The sequence below is a fragment of the Mesorhizobium sp. M4A.F.Ca.ET.050.02.1.1 genome (genome assembly GCF_003997725.1).
Classification (GTDB): Bacteria; Pseudomonadota; Alphaproteobacteria; order Rhizobiales; family Rhizobiaceae; genus Mesorhizobium.
On record NZ_RZSG01000116.1, the window covers coordinates 1 to 11,636 of the forward strand.

Sequence of the window (11,636 nt, forward strand, 5' to 3'; positions counted from 1 at the left end):
TCCCTGCTCAGAGATCGCCCAGGTCGACGTCGCCACCGGCTGGAAGCCGGTGCCGCCCGGCAGCGACCCATCCTTCCAATGGCCGTCGCATCTGTTCGAGCTGATCCTGCGGCTTAAGGACAAGGTGCGACCGCATGGCGAGGCGTTCGAGTATCGCTCGATCGAGACCGATGTGCTGGCCTTCATCATGGAGCGGGTGACCGGCAAGCGGCTGGCGCAACTGGTTTCCGAGGAACTCTGGCAAAAGCTCGGCGCGGATGAAAGCGCCTGCTTCACCGTCGACAGCGCCGGCTATGCGCTCGCCGACGGCGGCTTCAACGCGACGCTGCGCGACTACGCCCGCTTCGGCAAGCTGATCCTGGACAATGGCGGCGGCGTGGTGCCGGCCGAGTGGATCGAGGCGACGCGCACCGGCAGGCACGGCCCGGGCTTCAATCCCAGCCTGCCCGAAGGCAGCTACCGCAACCAGTTCTGGATCGAGGATCCGCGCTCGCGCGCGCTAATGTGCCGGGGTGTGTTCGGGCAGCTTATCCACATCGGCTGGGACAACAGAATGGTCGTGGTGAAGCTTTCGACCTATCCGGATTTCACCAACACAGCCTATTCGGTGGCGACGCTGAAGGCCGTGCACGCCATAGCCGCCGCGCTGGCCTGACCCACAAGCAAGCAGAGGATCCCGGAGACCGTCATGACCGGCAGGACCGCGTTCGAGACAAGATATGGCTTTGCCCGCAACGCGGTGCTGCTCTCCAACTGGCGCGAAAGCCCGTTCAATCGCTGGTCGTTCCAGAATGTCGGCGAGCTGGTGCCGAGCGCGCCCTTCGCATCCGCCAGCGGCAGCGAGGCGCCCCCGCAGGCGCTTGGCGGGCTGCTCGACGAAAAGGTCGCCTCGGCAAATGCGCCGGAAACGGTCGCGGCATTTCTCCAGCGCTCGGATACCGATGCGCTGACCATTATGAAGGGCGGCAAATGGGTCGGCGACTGGTTGGCGCCGCATATGGAATTTGGCGCCCGCCACATCATCTTCTCGATCAGCAAGTCGTTCACCGCCATTCTCGCCGGCATACTGGAAGGCGAGGGGGTGTTCGACCCGGAAGCGCCCGTCGTCAACTACATCCCTGAGGCCAAAAGCTCTGCCTATGGCGATGCAAGCTGCCGGCACGTGCTCGACATGACCGTCAGCCTCGATTTCGAGGAGGCCTATCTCGATCCCGAGAGCGCATTTGCCCGCTATCGCCGCGCCACGCTGTGGAATCCGGGCGGCGGGTCCGAAAGCCTCAAGGCGTTTCTCCTGACGTTGCAGCGTCTCGGCGAGCCACACGGCCGGACCTATCGCTACCGCTCGCCCAATTCCGATTTGCTCGGCGCGCTGCTGGAGCGGGCGTCGGGCCAGCGCATCGCCGATCTTCTGCGAGATAAATTGTGGCTGCCGCTCGGCGCGACGAGCGAGGGCTCGATCGCCGTCGACATGGAAGGCACGGCGCGCACCGCCGGCGGTATTTCGGTGACGCCGCGCGACCTGGCGCGGGTCGGCGAGATGATGCGGCAGGGCGGCATGGCCAATGGCCGCCGCATCGTGCCGGATGCCTGGGTCCGTGACACGGTTTCAACCGGCGGCAGCTTCGAGGCCTGGCAGCGCGGCACGATGGCGTTTCTCTTTCCCAAGGGCCGCTACCGCAACAAATGGTACCAGACCGGTCACGACAGCGGCGCCTATTGCGGTATCGGCATCCACGGCCAGTGGCTCTATGTCAATCCGCGGGACGAGGTGGTGATCGCCAAGATGTCGTCGCAGCCGGAGCCTGTCGACGACCGGCTCGATGTCGAGCTGGTGGCGTTCTTCGAGGCGCTGAGCCGGATGGTCTAAGCCGTTCCAGGCGGCCCGCCTTCGCAACCCTTTTCTGTGGAACCTCGCTGCAGGGGCTGAACAGCGCGGTTGGCGAGGACGGCATCCCGGCCTATGGTCGCCGCTCTTTTCGACAGGGACCGGCATGGCATCCGACATCAAGCGCATTGCGGCAATCATAGCGTCCGAGATCGGCGCGCGGCCCGAGCAGGCGGCGGCGGCGATCGAGCTTTTGGACGAGGGCGCGACTGTTCCCTTTGTCGCGCGCTACCGCAAGGAAGTCACCGGCGGGCTCGACGACACGCAGTTGCGCGACCTTGCCGAGCGTCTGGCCTATCTGCGCGAGCTCGACGCGCGCCGCGAGACGATCCTCGGTTCGATCCGTGAGCAGGGCAAGTTGACCGCGGAGCTCGAGGCCAAGATCAATGCCGCGGCAACCAAGGCCGAGCTGGAAGACATCTACCTACCCTACAAGCCGAAGCGGCGCACCAAGGCGGAGATCGCCAGGGAGCGGGGGCTCGGGCCGCTGGCCGAGGCGATCCTCGCCGACCGCGCGGCGGTGCCCGCCGATCTCGCGCTCGCCTACATCACCGAAGAAGTGGCAGACGCAAAGGCCGCGCTCGAGGGCGCGCGCGACATTCTGTCGGAACAGTTCGCCGAGAATGCCGATCTGGTCGGCAAGCTGCGCGCCTATATGAAGGAGCGTGCCTTCCTGCGCGCCAGGGTCGTCGACGGCAAGCAGGAGGCGGGTGCGAAGTTCTCCGACTATTTCGACCATGTCGAGCGCTGGGCGAACGTGCCCAGCCATCGGGCGCTCGCCATGTTGCGCGGCCGCAACGAGGAGGTGCTGTCGCTCGACATCGAGGTCGATGCCGACGATGCCTCGCCGGTGAAGCCGGCCGAGCGCATGATCGCCAATGCCTATGCGATCGGCGGCAGCCTGCCGGGCGACCGCTGGCTGATGGAGGTCGCCGGCTGGACCTGGCGCATCAAGCTGTCCCTGCATCTGACGCTCGACCTGATGCGCGACCTGCGCGAGCGCGCCGAGGAAGAGGCGATCCACGTCTTCGCGCGCAACTTGAAGGACCTGCTGCTCGCGGCGCCCGCCGGTTCGCGGCCGACGATGGGGCTCGATCCCGGCATCCGCACCGGCGTCAAGGTGGCGGTGGTCGACGGCACCGGCAAGCTGGTGGCGACGACGACGGTTTATCCGTTCCCGCCCAGGAACGATGTGCGCGGCACGCAGGCCGAGCTCGCCGCGCTCATCCGCCAGCACAAGGTCGAGCTGATCTCGATCGGTAACGGCACCGGCAGCCGCGAGACCGAGAAGTTGGTCGCTGACATGCTGTCGGACCTGCCAGCCGGTTCCGGCCCGAAGCCGCTCAAGGTGATCGTCAGCGAGGCGGGCGCTTCGGTCTATTCGGCCTCGTCGACGGCAGCGGCGGAATTCCCCGGCCTCGACGTGTCACTGCGCGGCGCCGTGTCGATCGCTCGCCGCTTGCAGGATCCGCTTGCCGAACTGGTCAAGATCGAGCCGAAGTCGATCGGCGTCGGCCAATATCAGCACGATGTCGACCAGTACCGGCTCGGCCGCTCGCTGGAAGCGGTGGTCGAAGATGCGGTGAATGCCGTCGGCGTCGATCTCAACACGGCGTCGGCGCCGTTGCTGGCACGGGTTTCGGGGCTAGGCCCATCGCTGGCCGAAGCGATCGTTGCGCATCGCGATGCGACCGGGCCGTTTGCCAGCCGCAAGGACCTGCTCAAGGTGGCGCGGCTCGGACCACGTGCCTTCGAACAGTCCGCCGGCTTTTTGCGCATTGCCAATGGCGCCGAGCCGCTCGATGCTTCCTCGGTGCATCCCGAAGCCTATGGCGTGGCGAAGAAGATCGTCGCAGCCTGCGGCCGCGACGTGCGCGCGCTGATGGGGGATAGTGCCGCGCTCAAGGCGCTCGACCCGCGTGTCTTCGTCGACGAGCGCTTTGGCCTGCCGACGGTGCGCGACATCCTGGCGGAGCTGGAAAAGCCCGGCCGCGATCCGCGCCCCGGCTTCAAGACGGCGACCTTTGCCGAGGGTGTCGACGATATCAAGGACCTGAAGCCAGGCATGCTGCTCGAAGGCACGGTGACCAATGTCGCCGCCTTCGGCGCTTTTGTCGACATCGGCGTGCATCAGGACGGGCTGGTCCATGTCTCGCAACTGGCTGACCGCTTCATCAAGGATGCGCATGAGGTGGTGAAGGCGGGCGATGTGGTGAAGGTGCGGGTCGTCGACGTCGACATCAAGCGCAACCGCATTGGTCTCACGATGCGCAAGGACGGCGACGGCGGTGCCCCGCGGAGCGGCTCGCGCGACAATGGTGGCGGCAGGCCGGCGCCGCGCACGCCGGCGCCGCCGCGCCAGCCGGAGCCGCCGGCCGCGCAGGGCGCGTTCGGCGCGGCGCTTGCCGAGGCCATGAAGCGGAAGTAGCTACCAAGCCAGAACAGCCGGCTCCTTGCCGAGTTGGCCTAGCAGCCAGTCGCGAAAACTGGCGACCGGCGGATGGCCGCGCTTGTCATGCGGGACAACGAGGTAATAGGCGCTGCGGCTCTGCATCGGTTGACCCGGCGCCGGCAGCAGTTGGCCGCGCTGCAATTCTGCGGCAATCAGGATTTCCGGCAGCAACGCCACGCCGAGCCCGGCCATGCAGGCCTGGGCGGCGGTGCCGAACTGCTCGAACTGCATACCGGGTCCGGTCGGCGCGCTGAGCCCCTGATGCTCAAACCATTCGGTCCAGGCGCCGGGGCGCGTCGCCATGTGCAGCAGTGGCAGGCGGCAGATGTCGGCCGGCGTGGCGATCCGTTGCCCTTTCACGAATTCGGGCGATGCCACCGGCGCCACCGTCTCGCGCACGAGCAGCGTGGAATCGGCATCCGGCCAGTCGGGCAGGCCGTAATGGATGGCGGCGTCGAGCCGTTCGCGGGCGAAGTCGAAGCGGCCGACTCGAGTGACGAAGTTGATGGTGATGTCGGGGTTGTTGGCGACGAAATCGGGGATCAGCGGCATCAGCCAGCGCGTGCCGAAGGTCGGCAAAATCGCCAGGTTAAGGATGCCCCCATGCCGATTGCTCATCAATCCAAGGGCTGCGTTGCGCAGTTGCCCGAGCGCTGATCGCACCGCCTCGGCATAGGCCTCGCCTGCCGTCGACAGCCGGACATTGCGGCTGTCGCGCTCGAACAGGCGGCGTCCGAACTGTTCTTCCAAAAGGCCAACTTGCCGGCTGATGGCGCCTTGGGTGAGATCGAGCTCACGGGCGGCGGCGGTGAAGGAGCCCAGACGCGCCACCGCCTCGAAGGCGGCAAGGGCGCTGGTGGTCGGCAAAAGGCGGCGCTGGACGTTCATGATCTATTACTAACGCTCATTGATTGGTGATGCAATTTCGTTTGATTTTTTCCAGGCGGGGGCCGATAAGCCCCGCACCTCAAGATTTTGCGCGGGAGAGACAGGCCATGGCCGCCGACAAGAACGCATTCGTCTGGGAAGATCCCTTCCTGATCGAGGACCAACTCTCCGAGGATGAGCGCATGGTGCGCGACGGTGCCGCCGCTTTCGCCGCCGACAAGCTCGCGCCTCGCATCGAGGAGGCCTATCTCGACGAGAAGACCGATCCCTCGATCTTCCGCGAGATGGGCGAGGCGGGCCTGCTCGGCATCACCATTCCCGAGGAATATGGCGGGCTCGGCGCCAACTACGTCACCTATGGGCTGGTGGCGCGGGAAGTCGAGCGCATCGATTCCGGCTACCGCTCGATGATGAGCGTGCAGTCGTCGCTGGTGATGTACCCGATCCATGCCTATGGTTCGGACGAGCAGCGCAAGAAGTACCTGCCGAAGCTCGCCTCCGGCGAATGGATCGGCTGCTTCGGCCTCACCGAGCCGGATGCCGGTTCCGACCCGGGCGGCATGAAGACGCGAGCCGAGAAGACGGCGGGCGGCTACAGGCTTTCCGGCTCGAAGATGTGGATCTCCAACGCCCCGATCGCCGACGTCTTCGTCGTCTGGGCGAAATCGGCGGCGCACGACAACCAGATCCGCGGTTTCGTGCTGGAGAAGGGAATGAAGGGGCTGTCGGCGCCGAAGATCGGTGGCAAGCTGTCGCTGCGCGCGTCAATCACCGGCGAGGTGGTGATGGATGGCGTCGAGGTCGGCGAAGACGCGCTGCTGCCCAATGTCTCGGGCCTCAAGGGGCCGTTCGGCTGTCTCAACCGGGCGCGCTACGGTATCTCCTGGGGCGCGATGGGCGCCGCTGAGGATTGCTGGCACCGGGCGCGGCAATACGGCCTGGACCGCAAGCAGTTCGGCAAGCCGCTCGCCGGCACGCAGCTCTTCCAAAAAAAGCTCGCCGACATGCAGACCGAGATCACGCTGGGCCTGCAGGGCTCGCTCAGGGTCGGGCGGCTCATGGACGAAGGCAAGATGGCGCCGGAGATGATCTCGATCGTCAAGCGCAACAATTGCGGCAAGGCGCTCGACATCGCCCGCCAGGCCCGCGACATGCACGGCGGCAACGGCATCCAGATCGGCTACCACGTCATGCGCCATGCGCAGAACCTGGAGACGGTCAACACCTATGAAGGCACGCATGACGTGCATGCGCTGATCCTCGGACGGGCGCAGACTGGTATCCAGGCGTTTTTCTAAGCCGGCAACGCTGCTTAAATTAGGTGCAGCGCAACATCTCTGCTTGGAGAATGGCCTGCATTTGTGTCAGGGTTCGGCGAAGTGAAACGCCGAACCCCGGGGCACCATGGCAATTCTGGCAGCTGTCCACCACCTGACCCACTACAAATACGACCGGCCGGTCGTGCTTGGGCCCCAGGTGATCAGGCTGCAGCCGGCGCCGCATTCGCGCACCAAGGTGCTAAGCCACTCGCTGAAGGTCGAACCGAAGAATCACTTCGTCAACCTGCAGCAGGACCCTTACGGCAACTTCCTCGCCCGCTTCGTCTTCCCTGAGCCGGTGAACGAGCTCAAGATCGAGGTCGATCTCGTCGCCGACATGACGGTCTACAATCCGTTCGATTTCTTCGTCGAGGAATCGGCCGAGAATTTTCCGTTCGAGTATCCGGAAGAAATCAGGGAAGACCTCGCCATCTACCGGACGCCGGAGCCGGCGGGGCCGCTGCTGTCGGCTTTCCTCGGAACGATCGACCGCAGCCCGAGGAACACCGTCAATTTCCTCGTCGACCTCAACGCGCGACTGCAACGCGAGATCGCCTACATCGTGCGCATGGAGACAGGTGTCTTTTCGCCGGAGGAGACGCTGGCCGCGGCCAAGGGCTCGTGCCGGGATACCAGCTGGCTCCTGGTGCAGATCCTGAGGAATCTCGGCATCGCCGCGCGCTTCGTCTCCGGCTACCTGATCCAGCTCAAGCCGGATCTCGTCTCGCTGGACGGGCCGCCCGGCACCGCTGTCGACTTCACCGACCTGCATGCCTGGTGCGAGGTCTATATTCCGGGCGCCGGCTGGATCGGCTTCGACCCGACCTCGGGCCTGCTCACCGGCGAGAGCCATGTGCCGCTGGCCGCCACTCCGCATTTCCGCAACGCCGCGCCGATTTCCGGCATGGCGAGCTTCGCTAATGTCGATTTCGGCTTCGACATGCGGGTCGACCGCATCGCCGAGCATCCACGCATCACCAAGCCGTTTTCGGACGAAAGCTGGCAGGCGCTCGACGCGCTGGGCAACAAGGTCGACGCGGCGCTCACCGCGGGCGACGTTCGCCTCACCATGGGCGGCGAGCCGACCTTCGTGTCGATCGACGATTTCGAGTCGGCGGAATGGAACACGGCGGCGGTTGGCCCGACCAAACGTGAGAAGGCTGATGCATTGATCCGCCGGCTGCGCGAACGCTTCGCGCCGGGCGGCTTCCTCCACTATGGCCAGGGCAAGTGGTATCCGGGCGAAAGCCTGCCGCGCTGGACCTTCTCGCTCTACTGGCGCACCGATGGCGAGCCGGTGTGGCGCGACCCGTCCCTGATCGCGCGCGAAAGGAGCGAGACGGACATCGGGCCGCAGCAGGCCGAAAGCCTGCTGACGGCGATCGCCGGCGAGCTCGGCATCGACAAGGCGATGGTCAGCGAGGCCTATGAGGATCCGGCCGAATGGCTGCTCAAGGAAGGCAAGCTGCCGGACAATGTCGATCCGTCCAATTCCAAGCTGGAGGACCCGGAAGAGCGCAGCCGCATGGCGCGGGTGTTCGAGCGCGGCCTGACCAAACCGTCGGGCTATGTGCTGCCGGTGCAGCGCTGGAACAGCCAGGCAGCGGGGCCGCGCTGGCGATCGGAGAAATGGAAGACCAGGCGTGGCCGGTTGTTCCTGGTTCCCGGCGATTCGCCGGTCGGCTATCGCTTGCCGCTTGGCACTCTGCCCTATGTGCCGCCGGCGCAATTCCCCTACATCGTGCCGGTCGACCCATCGGTTCCGCGTGGCCCGCTGCCGGAGCGCGCGGCCATTTTGCCGGTAGCGTCGCCGGCCGAACTGGAAGGCGCCGACGATATGGCGCGCCGCCAGCAGGCGGTGTCGTTCACCGCAGTGGTCGGCCAGCAGGACCGTGTCGAACAGCAGATCGCCGAGATCGGCGGCGCGGTGCGCACCGCGCTCACCGTCGAGCCGCGCGATGGCCGACTCTGCGTGTTCATGCCGCCGGTCGAGGCGCTGGAAGATTATCTCGAACTGGTCGCGGCGGCCGAGAACGCCGCGCGCTCGATCGGACTGCCGGTGCACATCGAGGGCTACGGCCCGCCGCACGATCCGCGTCTCAACGTCATCCGCGTTGCTCCCGATCCCGGCGTCATCGAGGTCAATATCCATCCCGCCGCCAACTGGCAGGAATGCGTTGCCACGACCACGGCAATCTACGAGGAGGCGCGGCAGTCGCGACTCGGCACCGACAAGTTCATGATCGACGGCCGCCATACCGGCACCGGCGGAGGCAACCATGTCGTGGTGGGCGGCGCGACGCCGAACGACAGCCCGTTCCTGCGCCGGCCCGACCTCTTGAAGAGCCTGGTGCTGCAATGGCAGCGCCACCCGTCGCTGTCCTACCTGTTCTCGGGCCTGTTCATCGGCCCGACCAGCCAGGCGCCGCGTTTCGACGAGGCGCGCCACGACTCGCTCTACGAACTCGAAATCGCGATGGCGCAGGTGCCGCATCCCGATAAGGGCGCGGCCCCGTTGCCATGGCTGGTCGATCGGCTGTTCCGCAATCTCTTGACCGACGTCACCGGCAACACGCACCGCTCCGAAATCTGCATCGACAAATTGTTCTCGCCCGACGGCCCGACCGGCCGGCTGGGCCTCGTCGAGTTCCGCGGTTTCGAGATGCCCCCCAATGCGCGCATGAGCCTGGCGCAGCAACTGTTGGTGCGCGCTATCATCGCCCGCGCGTGGAAGAACCCGCTCGATGGCCGCTTCGTGCGCTGGGGCACCTCGCTGCACGACCGCTTCATGCTGCCGCACCATGTCTGGGCGGATTTCCTCGACGTGCTGGAGGACCTGAAGCTCAACGGCTTCGAATTCCGTCCGGAATGGTTCGCCGCGCAGCTCGAATTCCGCTTTCCCTTCTGCGGCGAGGTCCAGCATGCCGGCGTCAAGCTGGAGCTCAGGCAGGCGCTGGAACCTTGGCACGTGATGGGCGAGCAAGGCGCGATCGGCGGCACCGTGCGCTTCGTCGATTCTTCCGTCGAGCGGCTCCAGGTGAAGACGGAGGGCCTCAATCCGGAGCGTCACGCCGTCGTCTGCAACGGCCGCGTCGTACCGATGAACGTGACGGACAACAGGGAGATTGCGGTGGCGGGCGTGCGCTTCAAGGCCTGGCAGCCAGCCTCGGGCCTGCATCCGGCGCTGCCGGTCAACACGCCGCTGGTCTTCGATATCTACGACCGCTGGTCGGGCCGGGCGGTGGGCGGCTGCGTCTACCATGTCGCGCATCCCGGCGGGCGCAATTACGACACCTTCCCGGTCAATGGCAACGAGGCGGAGGCGCGGCGGCTTGCCCGCTTCGAGCCACGCGGCCACACACCGGCGGGTTACGTGCTCCACAACGAAGAAGCTTCTGAAGATTTCCCGATGACCCTTGACCTCAGGCGGCCTCCAAGACTCTGATCGACGATGGCGAAGGGGAATCAGAAGAAGATAGGCGGCAAGCCGCTGAGCCACAGTCTGCTGGAGCACTACCAGCCGATCGACGGCGTCGTCGACGAGATGGTCGACGCCTCGGGCAATCCGCGCCCGGTCTGGCGCGCCTTCATCGAGGCGCTGGAGGACCTTGGCCCTGAAAAGCTCGCCCAGCGCTTCGCCCGCGCCGACCAGTATCTGCGCGACGCCGGCGTCTATTACCGCGTCTACGACAAGGCGGGCGCCAATGAGCGCGAGTGGCCCCTGGCGCATGTCCCGCTGCTGATCGAGGAAAAGGAATGGGCCGCGATCAGCGCCGGCCTCGTGCAGCGCGCCGACCTTTTCGAGGAGATTCTGGCCGACGTCTACGGTCCGAACCGGCTGATTCAAAAGGGCATCCTGCCGGCCAGCCTGATCGCCGCCAGCCCGGAATATTTGCGGCCCGTCGCCGGCACAAGGCCGGCCAGCGGCCATTTCCTCCACATGCTGGCCTTCGAGCTTGGCCGCGGTCCGGACGGCCGCTGGTGGGTGCTGGGCGACCGCACGCAGGCGCCGTCGGGCGCGGGCTTCGCGCTGGAGAACCGTGTCGCCACCACGCGCGCGCTGTCCGACATCTATGGCGAGATGCATGTCCATCGCCTCGCCGGCTTCTTCCGCCGTTTTCGCGACGCGCTGATCGGCATGGCCAAGGACACTGGCGGGCGCGTCGCCATCCTGACGCCGGGACCGCTCAATGAGACCTATTACGAGCACGCCTATATCGCGCGCTATCTCGGCATCATGCTGCTCGAAGGCGAGGACCTGACCGTCTCCAGCGGCAAGCTGATGGTGCGCACCGTCTCGGGGTTGAAGCCGATCGGCGTGCTGTGGCGGCGGCTCGATGCCGCCTTCGCCGATCCGCTGGAACTCAGGCCGGATTCTCAGATCGGCACGCCCGGCCTGGTCGAGGCGATCCGCAGCGGCACGGTCTCGGCCGTCAATGCGCTGGGCTCGGGCCTGATGGAGACGCGGGCGCTGCTATCCTTCCTGCCGAGGATTTCCAGGGAATTGCGCGGCGAAGAATTGCTGCTGCCGAGCGTCGCCACCTGGTGGTGCGGGCAGGACAACGAGCGCGACCATGTGCTTGCCAATTTCGACCGCATGGTGGTCGGACCGGCGCTGTCGACACGGCTTGCCTTCGAGGACGACGATGCGACCAGGCTGGGATCGATGCTCTCCGATGCCGAGCGGGCCGAACTGGTGGCGCGGATCAAGGGCAGCGGCGGCGACTTCGTCGGCCAGGAAGCAGTGACGCTTTCGACAACGCCCGTCTATGTCGGCGGCTGGCTGGAGCCGCGGCCGGCCAGCCTGCGCGTCTATCTGGCGCGCACGGCGGATGGCTGGACGGTGATGCCCGGCGGTTTTGCCCGGGTCGGCTTCTCGCAGGACACGACAGCCATAGCCATGCAGCGCGGCGGCCAGGCGGCGGATGTCTGGGTGGTCAGCGACCGGCCGGTCGAGCGCGAGACACTGCTGCCGCAGGAGCATGACAGCTTCACCCGCTCCATGCCTGGGAGTCTGCCCAGCCGCGCGGCGGAGAACCTGACATGGCTCGGCCGCTACATCGAGCGATCGGAAGACACGGCCCGCGTGCTG

The 11,636-nt window shown here is 66.3% G+C and carries 7 protein-coding genes; 6 read left to right on the top strand and 1 reads right to left on the bottom strand.

Annotation, left to right across the window (positions count from 1 at the left end; translation table 11 throughout):
• The 3 genes from EOA33_RS11020 to EOA33_RS11030 all read left to right on the top strand — a co-directional run.
• Nucleotides 1–655, top strand: a 655-nt coding sequence (locus tag EOA33_RS11020) for a serine hydrolase (protein ID WP_145989110.1), incomplete at its 5' end; no start/stop codon positions are given.
• 33 nt (nucleotides 656–688) lie between these two features.
• Complete coding sequence (locus EOA33_RS11025) at nucleotides 689–1,867, top strand: serine hydrolase (RefSeq protein ID WP_126058513.1); 1,179 nt, start codon at nucleotides 689–691, stop codon at nucleotides 1,865–1,867.
• 124 nt (nucleotides 1,868–1,991) lie between these two features.
• Entirely contained in the window at nucleotides 1,992–4,313 is a 2,322-nt protein-coding gene (locus EOA33_RS11030) for a Tex family protein (RefSeq protein ID WP_127405635.1), read from the top strand.
• Here EOA33_RS11030 and EOA33_RS11035 read toward each other — a convergent pair whose 3' ends face one another.
• Nucleotides 4,314–5,225, bottom strand: a complete 912-nt coding sequence (locus EOA33_RS11035; protein WP_126058514.1) for a LysR family transcriptional regulator — start codon at nucleotides 5,223–5,225, stop codon at nucleotides 4,314–4,316.
• A gap of 107 nt (nucleotides 5,226–5,332) precedes the next feature.
• Between EOA33_RS11035 and EOA33_RS11040 the strand changes: the two genes are divergently transcribed.
• From EOA33_RS11040 to EOA33_RS11050, 3 genes are all read left to right on the top strand, one after another.
• Entirely contained in the window at nucleotides 5,333–6,523 is a 1,191-nt protein-coding gene (locus EOA33_RS11040; protein WP_126058515.1) for an acyl-CoA dehydrogenase, read from the top strand.
• Between the two features lie 106 nt (nucleotides 6,524–6,629).
• The gene (locus EOA33_RS11045) at nucleotides 6,630–9,989 is read left to right on the top strand and encodes a transglutaminase family protein (RefSeq protein ID WP_126058516.1); all 3,360 of its coding nucleotides are present in this window, start codon (nucleotides 6,630–6,632) and stop codon (nucleotides 9,987–9,989) included.
• 6 nt (nucleotides 9,990–9,995) lie between these two features.
• On the top strand, nucleotides 9,996–11,636 hold a 1,641-nt coding region (locus tag EOA33_RS11050; RefSeq protein WP_127405636.1), incomplete at its 3' end, for a circularly permuted type 2 ATP-grasp protein.

Excerpts from the sequence above, each read along its gene's own strand:
- EOA33_RS11040 (WP_126058515.1), top strand. The coding sequence starts at position 5,333 with ATGGCCGCCGACAAGAACGCATTCGTCTGGGAAGATCCCTTCCTGATC.
- EOA33_RS11030 (WP_127405635.1), top strand. The coding sequence starts at position 1,992 with ATGGCATCCGACATCAAGCGCATTGCGGCAATCATAGCGTCCGAGATC.
- EOA33_RS11035 (WP_126058514.1), bottom strand. The coding sequence starts at position 5,225 with ATGAACGTCCAGCGCCGCCTTTTGCCGACCACCAGCGCCCTTGCCGCC.
- EOA33_RS11045 (WP_126058516.1), top strand. The coding sequence starts at position 6,630 with ATGGCAATTCTGGCAGCTGTCCACCACCTGACCCACTACAAATACGAC.
- EOA33_RS11025 (WP_126058513.1), top strand. The coding sequence starts at position 689 with ATGACCGGCAGGACCGCGTTCGAGACAAGATATGGCTTTGCCCGCAAC.